The organism is Arthrobacter sp., from assembly GCF_031179385.1.
Lineage (GTDB): Bacteria > Actinomycetota > Actinomycetes > Actinomycetales > Micrococcaceae > Arthrobacter_D.
This window is the reverse complement of the sequence record NZ_JAPSHV010000074.1, coordinates 1-14545: the sequence shown is the minus strand read 5'-3', so window position 1 is coordinate 14545 and position 14545 is coordinate 1. Positions and strand designations below refer to the sequence as shown.

The window sequence follows — 14545 nt, the reverse complement described above, 5'->3', positions numbered from 1 at the left end:
AGCCGGGGTGCGGCGCCGTCGGCGTCGACCTGGCTGGTAGCGGTTGCATTAAGTGAGGTGCTCGGGGCGACCAAGAGGGATCCTTCCACAGACCAACAGGCGTGTTCTTACGATCACTCCCCGCACCGTGAAAGGTGCCAACCTGACGCCTGCATTCGCTCACTGAACAGCCCAACGGGGGAACCGACGGGACTATCCGTTAAATGACGAATGCGTGGCAAAGCCCACCGCTATATGAAGGCTGAGGTTATGAGGGAAGACGCAAATATCTACTGTACGCGAGGGTAGCGACAATGTCCAACCGGATGTGGTATATGGGTTCTGAAGCCGAGTCGTACGTGGACAGCAGCTCAGTGAATGGCCATTAGCTGAAATTGCAGCCCACTCCGGTAAACTTGGGGACGAGACGCCGGGAGCAATCCTCCCCCTCACATTCAATGACGAAAGCGAGCACAACATCCCATGAACAGTCTTGAGCAAACCCCCCAGGACGTCGTCATCGTCGGGGGTGCGCGTACTCCCACTGGGCGGCTCAATGGCCAGTTGGCGGCTTTTACCGCGGTCGAGCTCGGAGCCTTCGCTGTGAGCGGGGCCCTGGAACGGTCCGGAGTTGCAGCCGGCGATGTGGACGCCGTCATCATGGGCCACGTAGTGCAGGCTGGGTGCGGCCAGAATCCAGCGCGCCAGACCTCCATCAAGGCAGGAATCGGTTGGGATGTTCCCACCGTCACCGTGAACAAGGTCTGCCTGTCAGGTCTCACCGCAGTGATCGACGCCGCCCGGCTGATCCGCGGCGGTGAGGCGGACGTCGTCGTCGCCGGCGGACAGGAATCGATGTCACGCGGACCCCATCTGCTGCCGGGTGTACGGCAGGGCTGGACTTACGGGACCATGCCGGCCGTTGACTCCGTTGCCCATGACGGGCTGACCGACGCCTTCGACGAGGAATCGATGGGCGCATCAACCGAACGGGGTAATGTCAGGCTGGGCATCGACCGTACGTCGCAGGATGAAGTCGCCGCGCATTCCCACCAGCGCGCAGCGGCCGCAATCGAATCCGGCGTGTTCAAGGATGAGATCGTCCCCGTGCACGTACCCCAGCGCAAGGGTGATCCCCTGGTGGTCTCCACCGATGAGGGGGTCCGGCCCAACACTACGGTGCAGACTCTTGCCAACCTGAAGCCCGCCTTTGCGAAGGACGGCACGATCACCGCGGGAAACTCGTCTCCCCTATCCGACGGCGCGGCCGCCCTTGTGCTGACCAACAGGCAGAACGCAGAGGCCAAGGGTTGGGAGATCCTTGCGGTCGTGGGGCGCCCGGGGCAGGTGGCCGGCCCTGATAACTCACTGCACTCACAGCCATCGCGCGCGATCGAGCAGGCTTTGGAACGCGCGGGGTGGACTACCGCAGACCTCGATTTCATCGAGATCAACGAGGCTTTCGGTTCAGTCGCCTGTCAGTCACTGAAGGACCTGGACCTGCCGCTTGAGAAATGCAACCTCCATGGCGGCGCGATCGCGCTGGGTCACGCCATCGGGTCATCGGGCGCCCGGCTTGCCCTTCATGCAGCGATGGAACTGCAGCGCAGGGGCACCGGCAAAGCCGCCGTTTCCCTGTGCGGCGGCGGCGGCCAGGGCGAGGCCTTGCTCCTCTACCGCGACTGATTCCTTTGTACTGACAGCAAAACAGCCCCGGAACCAAACGGTTCCGGGGCTGTTTTGGAAGTTCGAGGAACTTACTTGAGGGTGACAGTGGCGCCAGCGGCCTCGAGGGCCTCCTTGGCCTTTTCTGCCGTCTCCTTGTTTGCACCTTCGAGGACAGCCTTGGGTGCGCTGTCAACCAGGTCCTTGGCTTCCTTGAGGCCGAGGGAGGTGAGTGCGCGAACTTCCTTGATGACTGCAATCTTCTTGTCACCGGCAGCTTCGAGGACGACGTCGAAGGAGTCCTTCTCTTCCTCGGCAGCTTCGCCAGCGCCGCCACCGGCGGGGCCTGCAACTGCAACAGCAGCAGCGGTAACGTCGAAGGTCTCCTCGAACAGCTTTACGAAGTCCGAGAGCTCGATGATGGACAGTTCCTTGAAAGCTTCAATGAGCTCTTCGTTGGTGAGCTTCGCCATGGCAAAAGCATCCTTCCTGATATGGTGCGCGCGGCACCGGGAGTTTGGTGGGTGAGAGAATTACTTCTCTTCGGGGGCAGCTGCTTCTTCTGCAGCCTCGGCAGGAGCGGCATCCGCTGCAGCGGGTGCTTCCTCTGCCGCGGGAGCTTCGGCGGCTGCCGCAGGTGCAGCGTCCCCGTTCTCCTCCAACTTGATGCGCAGGGCATCGACGGTGCGGGCCAGTGCGGACATGGGTGCCTTGAGGACACCTGCAACACGGGCCAGCTGGAACTCACGCGACTCAAGAGCAGCAAGCGCGGCTACCGCCGAAGCGTCGAGGGCCTTGCCCTCGAAGTAACCGGTCTTGATGACGAGCTGTGGGTTGGTCTTCGCGAAATCCGTCAGGCTCTTTGCCGCAGCAACGGCGTCACCCTTGATGAAGGCGATTGCAGTGGGGCCGGCAAGCTGGCCATCGAACGCATCGATGCCGGCTTCCTTGGCTGCAATGCCAGTCAGGGTGTTCTTGACGACAGCGTATTTGGTCTCTGCACCGAGCGAGCGGCGCAGTTCCTTGAGCTGTGCAACGGAGAGCCCACGGTATTCGGTTAGGACAGCAGCAGTGGATTCCTTGAAATCGGTGGTGATCTCATCCACGGCCGAAACCTTTGTTGGCGTTGCCATAACCCTCCTTCCGGGGAATTGGTGCCGGTGAGCGGTTCCAATAAAAAACGCCCCGCGCAGCTGCACGGGGCGAAACCTGGTCAGAACAGAATGCTCTGCGGAAGGAATTGCTTCGTTCACCTGCGCTGGCCGCCCTTACGGGAACTTTCAGATGCACACAGCACTTCCGAACGAATTCAGGGGGTGAGTGTTCATCGACCGACGGTCTTTGGTTCTTCAAGCTTACGGGACCCGGCCGAGGCAGCCAAATCGGCCGCCCCTGCCGGTCACCTCACACGGAGCCCAGCTTCTTCTGCCACGCTGCTGTGTAACCTTCCGGGGCGAACCCCAGCTCGATATTCACGGCAAGCATGTGGTGGTTCTCCTCCGCGTTCCAGGTGTAGATGCGCTTCGCCTCGGGCCAGATGCCGACGACGGCGAGGAGGTTGGCCGCCTTGAGCCACATTCCCAGGCGGTGGCCCCGATACCGGGAGAGCACCAGCGTGTCCTCCTGATAGACGGTGTCGGGTTTTTCGGCACGTCGTTCGAGGATGGTGTGGCCCACCAACCGCCCGCTTGGCCTGTGCAGCACGGCGCGGACAAGACTGCTTCCGCCTTCCCGTGCCAACCGGTGCTCGCCTTCCCGGACACGCGCACCGTCCCAACTCTCTTCTTCCCACTCGAGATCACCCATCGGCACATCGGTACTCATGGTGCTGCGGAGCTGCGCATATTGCTCAAGCAGCTCCTCCGGGCAGCTATCCAGCCAGTCAACGAGTTCGTAGTCCGAGCCGGCGGTCGTCGCAGCGTCATGCGCCAACGCGTTGAGCCTTCCGTTATCCGCCTCCACCGGCAGAACACTGCAGCGGTCCACCTGGGCAAGTGCGAACCCGTGGGCGGTTGCGAAACGGGCAGCGAGTGACGCCGCTGGAAAAGCACCTGCACCTGTTGCTGGAACGAGCACATCATGGGCAGCATCAAAACCGGCTCGATGGTCCGTCCAACCCATGACCGTGTTCCGCCCCCGACGCCGCGCATGCTCCTCGACCGCAGCATACAGAGCGGAACCGAGACCGGTGCGCCGGCGGTCAGGATGAACCAGCACCGACGCGTAAGCGGTCTGAAGGTTATCGGCGAGCGGTATATCGACCACGGCTTTGCCAACCACCCCCTCGCCCTCGAACGCGAGGAACGTCGTGCGTTCCTCGTAGTCGTTCGGCCGGGAACTCTCGAAGCGCGTCTGGGCCGAATGGCAATGGTCATCATTGCCCCACACCTCACGCTCAATGAGGTTGCTCAAATCAGAAGCGGCGATGAACGGGCGGGCTTCGGGGACGTCCAGCGACTCAGGAAGCGCATACTGCTGGATGCTCACGGTAGCGGTCATAGCAAGTATCATCCGCTAGCGATTGGGAACTGTCAATCACTGGCGCCCGGTCATCGCCCGACGCCGAGCATGCAAAAGGCGGGTGCAGCAATCGCTGCACCCGCCTTTTGATCAATGAGAACCTTACGCGTCGGCCAGAACCTTGGTAACGCTCGGGTCGACCGAGATGCTCGGTCCGAAGGTGGTGGTAACCGTTGCCTTCTGGATGTAGCGGCCCTTGGAGGCGGACGGCTTCAGACGAAGCACTTCCTCCAGAGCGATCGCGTAGTTCTCAGCGAGCTTGCGGGCGTCGAAGGACACCTTGCCGATGATGAAGTGAAGGTTGGAGTGCTTGTCGACACGGAAGTCGATCTTTCCACCCTTGATGTCATTGACAGCCTTGGTGACATCCGGAGTAACGGTGCCGGTCTTCGGGTTCGGCATCAGGTTACGGGGACCGAGAACCTTACCGAGGCGGCCAACCTTGCCCATCAGATCGGGCGTGGCAACTGCTGCGTCGAAATCGACCCAGCCGCCGGCAACCTTCTCGATCATGTCATCGGAACCAACGAAGTCAGCGCCGGCAGCGATTGCTGCTTCTGCCTTTTCGCCGGTTGCGAAGACCAGAACGCGCTTGGTCTTGCCGGTGCCGTGGGGCAGGTTGACGGTGCCGCGCACCATCTGGTCTGCCTTGCGGGGGTCGACGCCGAGGCGGAAAGCCACCTCAACCGTTGCGTCGAACGACGAGGGGTTGGTTTCCTTCGCCAGGGCTACTGCCTCTACCGGCGCGTACTGCTTGTTCGCGTCGATCTTGGCGGCAGCTGCCTCATATGCTTTGCTGCGCTTTGCCATCTGCTCTTTCTCCTTATGCAGTCGTGGTCTGCGGACCGCGCTGGGCCCTGCCACAGACATCCGATGCCGGTGAGGCTCGGTGTCGTAAATGATTTATTGAGTGCCGTCTTAGTCGACGGTGTTCGATTGTCGACTAGCTCGCGGGGCTTACTCCCGGCGGTTCCTCGTTCCTCGGCTCCACCGTACGTAAACTCCTCGTTAGTCGACCGTGATGCCCATCGACCGGGCAGTGCCGGCAATGATCTTGGCTGCTGCCTGGACATCATTTGCGTTGAGATCTTCCATCTTCATGGTGGCGATTTCCTCAACCTGTGCCTGGGTCAGCTTGGCAACCTTGACGGTGTGCGGCGTCGCGGAACCCTTCTGAACGCCTGCAGCCTTCTTGATCAGTTCGGCAGCCGGAGGGGTCTTGGTGACGAAGGTGAACGAGCGGTCCTCGTACACCGTGATTTCAACGGGGATAACGTTTCCGCGCTGGGATTCTGTTGCGGCGTTGTATGCCTTGCAGAACTCCATGATGTTGACACCGTGCTGACCAAGCGCGGGACCGATAGGAGGAGCCGGGTTGGCGGCGCCTGCCTGGATCTGCAGCTTGATGAGGCCGGTGACCTTCTTCTTGGGGGCCATGAAAGGGTCCTTTTCTTACATTTCGTTCCTCGGGACAGGAGCGTCCCGGGGATAGTGACCGCCATGGCGTGGCGGTCGGCCGTCCGTGCCGGTTCAAAGCAACCCGGCGAGGACGAAATCTACTGGATCTTGGTTACCTGGTTGAAGGAGAGGGTAACCGGTGTCTCGCGCTCGAAGATCGAGACGAGGACCACCAACTGCTGCGATTCCGGCTTGATCTCCGAAATGGTCGCCGGGAGGGTCTCGAACGGTCCCTCGTTGACCGTTACCGACTCGCCGACCTCGAAGTTCACCAGGGTTGGCGTGGTCTGGGTACGGGCCGGCTTTCCAGCCTCCGTGCCGGTCTTCACGATGGTGTGCTCCAGCATGGAGAACACCTCATTGAGGCTCAACGGCACCGGATCATGTGCGTTTCCGACGAAGCCGGTGACGCCAGGCGTGTGGCGAACGGCGCCCCAGGACTCATCAGTGAGGTCCATGCGCACCAGGACATAGCCGGGGATACGGACGCGGTTGACGATCTTCCGCGTCGTGTTTTTGATTTCCACAACTTCTTCCATGGGCACCTGGATCTCGAAGATGAAATCTTCCATGTCCAGAGTCTGGATGCGGGTCTCGAGGTTCGCCTTCACGCGGTTCTCGTAGCCGGCGTAGGAGTGGATGACGTACCAGTCGCCCTCCTGGCGACGCAGCTTGGCCTTGAACTCGGCCACCGGGTCAACCTCGGGCTCCTGGACCTCTTCGGTATCGCTGACAGATCCCTCTTCAGCGGAATCTTCAGCCGGCTCGTCAGCTGAATCCTCGTCGAAGGAGAAGTCCTCGCTGTCCGCGGGCACAGCGGCATCAGCAGAAGCGTCTTCCGCCTCTGCTGCAGTTACCTGATCCTCGGTACCCAGATCTTCCTCGTCGGGGGTGATCTGTCGTTCGAGTTCTTGCTCGGACACCTAGCTGCCTGCTTTCTGGATTGCTGTGCTTGCTCGATACTGCCGCTGTGGGGCAGAAACTAGCTGTTGCCGCCGAAGACCCACACCGCACCGGTGCCGAACAGGAAGTCCAACCCGGTCACAATGAGCATCATGATGACCACGAACACCAAGACGGTGATGGTGAATCGGATCAGTTCCTTGCGGGTGGGTACAACCACCTTGCGCAGTTCGGCGATGATCTGCCGTACAAAAAGGATGATCCGGCCGAAGAATCCTCGCTTCGGATCCTGCTTGCCGGCGGGGCTTCCCTTGGAGCTGCTCGCAGCCGTATCGGTCACCTTCAACCTCACCAATCTTGTAGGTACCTGAGCTGGCCGCACTGACCCATCACTCATAGAGCGTTCAACGCCGCACTGCCGCATGCTGTCCATGACGGTGATGCGCAGGGCAGACAGGACTCGAACCTGCAACCTGCGGTTTTGGAGACCGCTGCGCTACCAATTGCGCCACTACCCTTTGGAGTGAATTTTCGCCACGCTTCGATACCCTGCGGCTACCGCAGTGCAGGCACGAACCATCATGGCGACTTCAACACCGAGGAACTAGTCTACGCAATCAGAGACGCAACGTCGAACCGGGCCGTACGCACCCTTCGAGACACCGTCAGGGAACGCCATTCAGCGCGTCATGACCGTCTTGCCCGGGGCGATAAGCCCTAAGCTGGGATGAGGCCTGCGCCTGATGCTTTTTCACCCCAATCAACCACGACTGACGGGAAGACCATGACTGCCGCCGACGCCCTGTCCCAGCAATCGAACGGACGCGTGTCCCAGCGAATTGGCGCTATTGCGGAATCCGCGACGCTGGCCGTTGATGCGAAGGCCAAGGCACTCAAGGCTGCCGGGCGCCCCGTCATCGGTTTCGGTGCCGGCGAACCTGACTTCCCCACGCCCGAGTACATCGTTGAGGCAGCAATCAACGCCGCACGGCAGCCCCGCTTCCACCGCTACTCCCCCGCCGGAGGGTTGCCCGAGCTGAAGCAGGCCATCGCCGAGAAGACGCTGCGAGATTCCGGTTATCAGGTTGACCCCGCCCAGGTTCTGGTGACCAACGGCGGCAAGCAGGCGGTCTACCAATCCTTCGCCACGCTGCTTGATCCGGGCGACGAGGTCCTCGTTCCCACCCCGTACTGGACCACCTACCCGGAAGCTATCCGGTTGGCCGGGGGCGTGCCCGTCGAGGTCTTCGCAGGCCCGGAACAGTCCTACCTGGCAACCGTCGAGCAGCTCGAGGCGGCCCGCACGCCCCGGACCAAGATCCTGCTGTTCGTCTCCCCGTCCAACCCGACCGGCGCTGTGTACTCCCCCGAGCAGGTCCGGGAGATCGGCGAGTGGGCCGCCAGCAACAACCTGTGGGTGGTCACCGACGAGATCTACGAACACCTCACGTACGACGACGTCCCGTTCACCTCCATCGCGACAGCCGCCCCCTCGCTCGGTGACCGCGTGGTCATCCTCAACGGCGTCGCCAAGACCTACGCGATGACCGGCTGGCGCGTGGGCTGGATGATTGGCCCGAAGGACGTCGTCAAGGCGGCCACCAACCTTCAGTCGCATGCGACGTCGAATGTCGCGAATGTCTCCCAGATGGCGGCCCTTGCGGCTGTTTCCGGCCCGCTGACCGCGGTGGAGGAGATGAAGAAGTCCTTCGACCGCCGTCGTCGTGCGATGGTTTCCGGACTGAACGGGATTGACGGTGTCCAGTGCCCCACACCGCACGGTGCCTTTTATGCGTACGCGGATGTTCGCGAACTGCTCGGCCGTGAACTTGCCGGCGCGCGTCCGCTCACGTCGGCGGAACTGGCTGCCCTGATCCTCGACAAGGTTGAGGTGGCCGTGGTGCCTGGTGAGGCCTTCGGTCCAAGCGGCTTCATTCGCCTCTCCTACGCGCTCGGCGACGAGGACCTGGCGGAGGGCGTCGGCCGGCTCCGGGAGTTCCTGGGCAAAGTCCGCTGACACGGCGGACCACTGGACGCGCGTTACACGGCGGCCGCCGCAATGCCTCGGAGTGGTTGGGCATCGCGGAGCGGGCAGGGCCCGCGGCGGCCGTCGGTAACGCACCCACCGCAACCCGGTCAGAGCAGACGACGCTCGGCTGCCCAGCGCGTGAGCTCGTGCCGTGAGGAGAGCTGCAGCTTGCGCAGGACCGCCGAGACATGGGTTTCCACGGTCTTGATCGAGATGAACAGTTCCTTGGCCACCTCCTTGTAGCTGTAGCCCCGTGCGATCAGCCGCATGACCTCCAGCTCCCGCGCGGACAGCCGGTCGAGTTCGCTGTCCGCGGCCGCAACGGCTGCTGTGCCGAACGCGTCAAGAACGAACCCCGCAAGCCGCGGCGAGAACACCGCGTCCCCTGAAGCCACCCGCAGTACGGCGTCTGAGATATCTGCCCCCGAGATGGTCTTGGTGACGTAACCGCGGGCACCGGCACGGATGACCGTGACCACGTCTTCAGCCGAGTCCGAGACACTGAGTGCCAGGAACCGCGTGGACTGGCGCACATCGGCGCAGCCGGCGATCACCTCAGCACCGCCGCCGCCCCGTCCGCCGGGCAAGTGTACGTCGAGGAGGACGACCTGCGGCTGGTGCTTCCGGATGACCGCGATCGCTTCCTCCACGGTGGCTGCTTCGCCGACCACCTGCACGCGCCCGTCGAGGTCTGCCTTCACTCCGGACCGGAAAATGGCGTGGTCATCCACCACGACGACGGTGATCGGCTCAGTCATGGTTGGTTCCTGCTTCCTCTTCGGGCATGGTGAGGTGAACTTCCGTTCCGGAGTCCGAGCTGCGGATCCGGGCAGTGCCGCCATGGCGCTGCATCCGGTTGATCACCGATTCCCGAATTCCGAGCCGATCCTCCGGCACGGTGTCGAGATCGAAACCGGATCCGCGATCGCGTACGAACACCTGTGATACAGCGGTCCCCGCTTCAAGATAGACGGAGATCGCGCCGCCTGCGTGCTTGGCCGCGTTGACAACGGCCTCGCGCGTTGCCTGCACCAGTGCATCCTGCCGCGGGGTGATCGGCGTGTCCCCGACGGATACGACGTCGACCGGATGCCCATAGGCCTCTTCCACCTCCGCTGCGACCGCCTTGATCCGGTCGGCCAGGTTGCCGGTGCGCTCAGCGGCATCAACATAGAGCCATCGCCTCAGCTCCCGCTCCTGGGCGCGCGCAAGACGGATGACGTCCTGCTCAGAAGCTGCACGGTTCTGGATCAGCGCCAGCGTCTGCAACACGGAGTCGTGGAGATGCGCGGCAATCTCGGCGCGCTGGGTCTCCCGGACACGCGCTGCCCGTTCGGCTTCGAGGTCCTTCCAGAACTTCAGTCCCCAGGGCGCCAGCACCAGGGCGACACCGCCAAGCACAGCCGCCGCTGCCAGCAGCGCCGGCCACGTGAATTCCCAGGACAGTGAGCCGGACACGAGGATGAGTACGCCGACCATCACCAGGACCAGACCGGCCGCGAGACGGGCAAGCCCTTCAGCCCGGGTAGCACCCGCGTGGTCCATGAGCCGCGCGCGTCGTGCCTCGTCGAGCTGGGACCACGCAAGGACCGCCCCGAGCGCCACCACCCCGACCGGAAGCAGCCATCCCCACTGGACGTTGACTCCCAGTTGCTGGGCGACCAGAGCGGCAGCAACGACCAGTAGCCCCACGCCGATCAGTACCTCGTGCCCGCCCGGAGTACGCAGTGACCGTGCCGGACGCGTCTCGGGTGCGGCAAGGGCAGGCGCACCCAGCCGCAGGCCGGCAGGTGTGGCAACACCCCGGCGTCGTTCCTCCGCGGTGGGCACCAACAGCCACAGCCAGCCGTACAGAACGACGCCGGCACCTCCCAACAGGGAGAGCACCACCATCCCGATTCGGGCGGCCCGCAGTGACATTCCGAGGTGTGCCGCCAGACCTGCGCAGACGCCAGCGATCAGGGCGTCGCTGGAGCGAAGCAGCGGGGGTCTCATGAATCAATCCAAGCACGCTCAGGGCCCGGTGCTACCCGTTCTCAGGGGAATCCCGGCGGGGGTCAGGGGAGGTTCAGGGTCAGCCCCGATGGTTGGGCGAACGGCCGAAGACAAAGATGAAGATATGAACTCGCAACAAGACCCTTCCTCACCCAGGGACGCGGACGACGTCCCACAATCCCCCGCCGAATCCGCAGCCGGCGGCGGCGCCCATGGCATTCCTCCCGGTGGCCCTGACGCCCAGGGCAATCCGGCCGGACCCGGCGTTCCTCCTCATGCCGGAGCCGGCAGCGGCTTCTTCGGCTGGGTGAGGAGCCTGAGGATCGTCCGCGGCCAGGATCGCTGGATCGGCGGCGTGGCAACAGGTATCGCCGCCCGGACCGGCCTGGACGTCATCCTCGTACGCGGCATCTTCGTGGTGCTTGCGGTCTTCGGCGGCATCGGCCTGCTGGCTTACGGCTTGGCTTGGGCGCTGCTGCCTGAACCGGACGGCCGTATCCATCTCGAGTCCGCCGGCCGCGGCAGCTGGACCTCCGGCATGACCGGTGCCCTGATCGTGTCGCTCCTCGGCCTCTGGCGTCCGGACGCACCGTTCTTCGGAAACTCCGGCGGGTTCGGGGGCTTCCTCTGGAGCCTGTTCTGGATCGGCGTGGCGGTCTTCATCGTCTACTGGATTTCCAACTCAAACAGGAACAAGAAAAACGGCGTCACCGGCACCAGCGCGCCGAACGCCTTCTCCACGAGCGCATCCGCATCGAGCACGTCACCCACCGACTTCTCTCCGCAGGGTTCAGGTCCGGGGACCTTGTCAACCGACGAGTACCCGCCGGCTACCGCACCCACTGATACCTATTCGTGGACCACTCCTCCCACCCAGCCCTTCACCACCCCGACAAGACCTGTTGCGCAGGTTCCCTCAAAGCCTGTTGCACCGCACCCAACGGGCGCCGACGTCGCAATTTTCCTTGGCGGGGCGCTCCTCTTCGCAGCGCTCGTCCTCGTCCTGGATTACGTGGGGGTTCTTGACCTTGGAGGCAGTGTCATCCCTGTCGCACTCGCGACCGCCGTCGTCGTGCTTGGTATCGGCATTGTCCTGCTGGGTATCCGCGGACGTACGTCCGGGGCGCTGGGATTCCTGGCCGCCGTGGGAATAGTGGCGACCATCATCTCGTCATCCGCCCCGGCGACGGGCAATTGGGTCCTCGCGGACCATGGCAGATGGTCCATGACCGCCGCGAGTCCGCAGTCTGAGGGATACACCGTCGTCGCCGGTCAGGGCAGGGTGGATCTCACCCAACTCGGGACCATCACCGAGGACGTCGTCATTCCCGTGAGCGCGGCGGCAGGAAACGTGGGAATCCTCGTTCCCGACAATGTCCCCGTGGAGGTTCGCTCACGCACCGCGCTGAGCTCAACCGAGGTCGTGTCCTCCGAGGAAACCACGAGCGTCGGCGGAATCTGGCAGCCGGGCACCCTCCGCCTGAACGAGGACGCGGACGGCCCCCGCATCATCCTCGACGTTCGCGGCGTGGTCAGCCACGTCACCATAGCCACCACAGAAGACGCACTTGTCGACACCGAAAGCGGACAGGAACCATGAGCACCCTCTATTCACACCAGCACGACGACGACACACGGCCCCGCGCCGGCACCATCATCTGGGGAGCACTGGCCATCATCATCGGCACCCTCGTCCTCGCCGGTGAGCTCATCGGCCTGGTATTTGACCCCGTGCTCGTGGTGATGGTGCTCCTCGTCGGAACCGGCCTGGCGCTGATCATCGGCGGCGTCCTGTCAATGAACCGGCGCAACCGATGAGCGAGCCGGCCGGCCCCGCTTCCCGTGACATCGCCATCCCGATACGAAAGCATGGACACATGAACTCCTTCTTCAACGCCCTCCGCTCCTCGCCCATCAAGCGCGCTCCCGGTGGGTGGCTCGGAGGCATCGCTTCCGGCATTGCCCTGCAGTTCGGTTGGTCGGTAGGGCTGGTGAGGATCGGTATCCTGCTCAGCTTCCTGCTTCCCGTCATCGGTCCGCCGGTGTACGTGGCGCTCTGGCTGCTCCTTCCCAAGACGGACGGAACAATCGCCCTGGAGAGGCTCATCTCCAACCGTTGATCGCAGCATTCACGCACCGCCGCGGGAGGCTTCATAAACTCCCGCGGCGGTTAAGTGTGTCTAGAATCATATCTGGCTCAAGGAGGCGCCTCACCAAGTCACCCGTCCACGATTGATTGGAAAACGCCTTACATGAAGATCGGAATCCTCACCAGCGGTGGCGACTGCCCCGGGCTCAACGCAGTGATCCGCGGAGCTGTCCTCAAGGGGATCAAGACCGACCACCTCGAGTTCGTGGGATTCAGGGACGGCTGGCGCGGCGTGGTCGACGGGGACATCATCGATCTTCCCCGCCACGCGGTACGCGGCATCTCAAAGCAGGGCGGCACCATCCTCGGCACGTCCCGCACCAACCCGTTCGAGGGCAAGGGCGGTCCGGACGCCATCAAGGCCAACCTCGACCGTCTCGGCATCGACGCGATGATTGCCATCGGCGGTGAGGGCACACTTGCCGCCGCGAAGCGCCTGACCGACGCCGGACTGAAGATCGTGGGCGTCCCCAAGACCGTGGACAACGATCTTGATGCGACCGACTACACCTTCGGGTTCGACACGGCAGTACAGATCGCCACCGAAGCGATCGACCGCCTGCGCACCACCGGTGAATCGCACTCGCGCTGCATGATCGCTGAAGTGATGGGCCGTCACGTCGGATGGATCGCCCTCCACGCGGGTATGGCATCCGGCGCCCACGCCATCCTCATCCCCGAACAGCAGACCTCCATGGACCAGATCTGCGAGTGGGTCACCGATGCCCGCGACCGTGGCCGCGCTCCTCTGGTAGTCGTTGCGGAAGGCTTTGTGCCCTCGCATCTGGAGCAGGCGCACTCGGAACGCGGCCTGGATACCTTCGGCCGGCCCCGGCTCGGGGGCATCGCCGACCAGCTGGCTCCCGAGATTGAAGCACGCACCGGCATCGAGACCCGCTCGACGATCCTCGGTCACATCCAGCGCGGCGGTGTCCCTTCCGCTTTCGACCGGGTGCTGGCTACCCGGCTCGGCATGGCTGCCGTGGACTCAGTCATCGACGGGCTCTGGGGCACGATGGTCTCCCTTCACGGCACGGAAATTGCGCACGTGGGATTCGAAGCCGCTCTGGGCAATCTGAAGCGCGTCCCGCAGCACCGCTACGACGAGGCGGCCGTGCTCTTCGGGTAAGCACGTCGTAACGTGGCTGTATGACTCTCGAGATGAATCTCGAACCCGGCACCATCGCCATCATCCAGCTTGCCTGGTCGAGGCGGCTCGGGCTCGATGATGAGGCCCTCGCCGGGAGCGGCGCGCGTATCTATCGCGAGGACAATGCTGCGCCCCTCCTGACCTTCGTTTCGCTCTTCGGGAGGGAAGCGCTGGTGGGACCCGCCTGGGCATTGGATGCGGCGAAGGATCTGTCCGGCGTCGAACTGGCCAGGCACTCGACGCTGCTGTCCATGAGCCGGACCCACGGCGGCCGGGGCCTGGGCGAAGCATCGCTGCTCTTTTGCGACACCCTGCCGTCGTTCCCGGACGAGGGGCCGCCGGTGAGCAGCGACCCCGACGATGCCCTCGCGCTTGAGCGCCTCTGCCCCCCGGACGACGTCGCCGAAGTGGGACTGAGCAGCATGGAACACAGCTGCGTGCTGGTGGACGAGTCCTCCGACCCGCCGCGGCCCCTCGCCGGCGCCGGTTACGACATCTGGGAGGGCATCCTCGCGCACGTCGGAGCTCTCACACCTCCTGACCAACGACGGCGGGGACGGGCCACCTACGCAGTGGCAGTCGCCGTCGAGGAAGCAATGGCGGCCGGCCTCATTCCACAGTGGCGGGCCAGAACGGACAACGTGGGGTCGCAGCGAACAGCGGTACGGTCTGGGTTTGTCCGTGCGGGGACCCAAAC

Annotated in this window: 16 protein-coding genes and 1 tRNA gene; 7 read left to right on the top strand and 10 right to left on the bottom strand. The window is 63.7% G+C overall.

All coding sequences use genetic code 11. From position 1 onward, the window contains the following. Window positions 1–462: 462 nt before the first annotated feature. Window positions 463–1665, top strand: coding sequence for an acetyl-CoA C-acetyltransferase (locus RIF85_RS10890; RefSeq protein ID WP_309071931.1), 1203 nt, complete (start codon window positions 463–465; stop codon window positions 1663–1665). Between the two features lie 71 nt (window positions 1666–1736). Here the strand turns inward: RIF85_RS10890 and rplL are convergent, their stop codons facing one another. The 8 genes from rplL to RIF85_RS10850 form a co-directional block, all read right to left on the bottom strand. After that, the gene (rplL, locus tag RIF85_RS10885; RefSeq protein WP_309071930.1) at window positions 1737–2117 is read right to left on the bottom strand and encodes a 50S ribosomal protein L7/L12; all 381 of its coding nucleotides are present in this window, start codon (window positions 2115–2117) and stop codon (window positions 1737–1739) included. Window positions 2118–2177: 60 nt separating this feature from the next. Continuing rightward, the gene (rplJ, locus tag RIF85_RS10880) at window positions 2178–2777 is read right to left on the bottom strand and encodes a 50S ribosomal protein L10 (RefSeq protein ID WP_309071929.1); all 600 of its coding nucleotides are present in this window, start codon (window positions 2775–2777) and stop codon (window positions 2178–2180) included. 271 nt (window positions 2778–3048) lie between these two features. Continuing rightward, a complete protein-coding gene (locus RIF85_RS10875; RefSeq protein WP_309071928.1) occupies window positions 3049–4143 on the bottom strand; it encodes a GNAT family N-acetyltransferase in 1095 nt (364 codons plus the stop codon). Between the two features lie 123 nt (window positions 4144–4266). Then, the gene (gene rplA, locus RIF85_RS10870; RefSeq protein WP_309071927.1) at window positions 4267–4974 is read right to left on the bottom strand and encodes a 50S ribosomal protein L1; all 708 of its coding nucleotides are present in this window, start codon (window positions 4972–4974) and stop codon (window positions 4267–4269) included. Between the two features lie 198 nt (window positions 4975–5172). Beyond that, complete coding sequence (rplK, locus tag RIF85_RS10865) at window positions 5173–5601, bottom strand: 50S ribosomal protein L11 (RefSeq protein WP_309071926.1); 429 nt, start codon at window positions 5599–5601, stop codon at window positions 5173–5175. Window positions 5602–5720: 119 nt separating this feature from the next. After that, the gene (gene nusG / locus RIF85_RS10860) at window positions 5721–6545 is read right to left on the bottom strand and encodes a transcription termination/antitermination protein NusG (RefSeq protein ID WP_309071925.1); all 825 of its coding nucleotides are present in this window, start codon (window positions 6543–6545) and stop codon (window positions 5721–5723) included. A gap of 59 nt (window positions 6546–6604) precedes the next feature. Then, a complete protein-coding gene (secE, locus tag RIF85_RS10855) occupies window positions 6605–6922 on the bottom strand; it encodes a preprotein translocase subunit SecE (RefSeq protein WP_375164425.1) in 318 nt (105 codons plus the stop codon). Window positions 6923–6970: 48 nt separating this feature from the next. Next, window positions 6971–7043 (bottom strand) — tRNA-Trp (locus tag RIF85_RS10850). 266 nt (window positions 7044–7309) lie between these two features. Between RIF85_RS10850 and RIF85_RS10845 the strand changes: the two genes are divergently transcribed. Beyond that, on the top strand, window positions 7310–8542 hold the full coding sequence (locus tag RIF85_RS10845) for a pyridoxal phosphate-dependent aminotransferase (protein ID WP_309071923.1): 1233 nt from the start codon (window positions 7310–7312) through the stop codon (window positions 8540–8542). Between the two features lie 119 nt (window positions 8543–8661). Here the strand turns inward: RIF85_RS10845 and RIF85_RS10840 are convergent, their stop codons facing one another. Together RIF85_RS10840 and RIF85_RS10835 are read right to left on the bottom strand one after the other, a co-directional pair. Beyond that, a complete protein-coding gene (locus RIF85_RS10840; protein ID WP_309071922.1) occupies window positions 8662–9312 on the bottom strand; it encodes a response regulator transcription factor in 651 nt (216 codons plus the stop codon). Beyond that, window positions 9305–10549 carry a PspC domain-containing protein gene (locus tag RIF85_RS10835; protein ID WP_309071921.1) on the bottom strand — a complete coding sequence of 415 codons (1245 nt, stop codon included), beginning with the start codon at window positions 10547–10549 and terminating at the stop codon, window positions 9305–9307. Before RIF85_RS10835 ends, RIF85_RS10840 begins: the two co-directional genes overlap by 8 nt. Before the next feature lie 124 nt (window positions 10550–10673). On the opposite strand from RIF85_RS10835, the gene RIF85_RS10830 reads away from it, so the two are divergent. The 5 genes from RIF85_RS10830 to RIF85_RS10810 form a co-directional block, all read left to right on the top strand. Next, window positions 10674–12149: a PspC domain-containing protein gene (locus RIF85_RS10830; RefSeq protein ID WP_309071920.1), complete on the top strand. Its 1476-nt coding sequence runs from the start codon at window positions 10674–10676 to the stop codon at window positions 12147–12149. Further along, window positions 12146–12367, top strand: coding sequence for a hypothetical protein (locus RIF85_RS10825; RefSeq protein WP_309071919.1), 222 nt, complete (start codon window positions 12146–12148; stop codon window positions 12365–12367). Before RIF85_RS10830 ends, RIF85_RS10825 begins: the two co-directional genes overlap by 4 nt. A gap of 59 nt (window positions 12368–12426) precedes the next feature. Then, a complete protein-coding gene (locus RIF85_RS10820) occupies window positions 12427–12669 on the top strand; it encodes a PspC domain-containing protein (protein ID WP_309071918.1) in 243 nt (80 codons plus the stop codon). 132 nt (window positions 12670–12801) lie between these two features. Then, a complete protein-coding gene (locus tag RIF85_RS10815) occupies window positions 12802–13827 on the top strand; it encodes a 6-phosphofructokinase (protein WP_309071917.1) in 1026 nt (341 codons plus the stop codon). Between the two features lie 20 nt (window positions 13828–13847). Then, window positions 13848–14545: GNAT family N-acetyltransferase (locus tag RIF85_RS10810; RefSeq protein ID WP_309071916.1), on the top strand; the 698-nt coding region annotated here is incomplete at its 3' end.

Bases quoted from the DNA above. Each gene is read 5' to 3' on its own strand.
- RIF85_RS10890 (WP_309071931.1), top strand. From the start codon at position 463: ATGAACAGTCTTGAGCAAACCCCCCAGGACGTCGTCATCGTCGGGGGT.
- rplL (WP_309071930.1), bottom strand. From the start codon at position 2,117: ATGGCGAAGCTCACCAACGAAGAGCTCATTGAAGCTTTCAAGGAACTG.
- rplJ (WP_309071929.1), bottom strand. From the start codon at position 2,777: ATGGCAACGCCAACAAAGGTTTCGGCCGTGGATGAGATCACCACCGAT.
- RIF85_RS10875 (WP_309071928.1), bottom strand. From the start codon at position 4,143: ATGACCGCTACCGTGAGCATCCAGCAGTATGCGCTTCCTGAGTCGCTG.
- rplA (WP_309071927.1), bottom strand. From the start codon at position 4,974: ATGGCAAAGCGCAGCAAAGCATATGAGGCAGCTGCCGCCAAGATCGAC.
- rplK (WP_309071926.1), bottom strand. From the start codon at position 5,601: ATGGCCCCCAAGAAGAAGGTCACCGGCCTCATCAAGCTGCAGATCCAG.
- secE (WP_375164425.1), bottom strand. From the start codon at position 6,922: ATGAGTGATGGGTCAGTGCGGCCAGCTCAGGTACCTACAAGATTGGTG.
- RIF85_RS10845 (WP_309071923.1), top strand. From the start codon at position 7,310: ATGACTGCCGCCGACGCCCTGTCCCAGCAATCGAACGGACGCGTGTCC.
- RIF85_RS10840 (WP_309071922.1), bottom strand. From the start codon at position 9,312: ATGACTGAGCCGATCACCGTCGTCGTGGTGGATGACCACGCCATTTTC.
- RIF85_RS10835 (WP_309071921.1), bottom strand. From the start codon at position 10,549: ATGAGACCCCCGCTGCTTCGCTCCAGCGACGCCCTGATCGCTGGCGTC.
- RIF85_RS10830 (WP_309071920.1), top strand. From the start codon at position 10,674: ATGAACTCGCAACAAGACCCTTCCTCACCCAGGGACGCGGACGACGTC.
- RIF85_RS10825 (WP_309071919.1), top strand. From the start codon at position 12,146: ATGAGCACCCTCTATTCACACCAGCACGACGACGACACACGGCCCCGC.
- RIF85_RS10820 (WP_309071918.1), top strand. From the start codon at position 12,427: ATGAACTCCTTCTTCAACGCCCTCCGCTCCTCGCCCATCAAGCGCGCT.
- RIF85_RS10815 (WP_309071917.1), top strand. From the start codon at position 12,802: ATGAAGATCGGAATCCTCACCAGCGGTGGCGACTGCCCCGGGCTCAAC.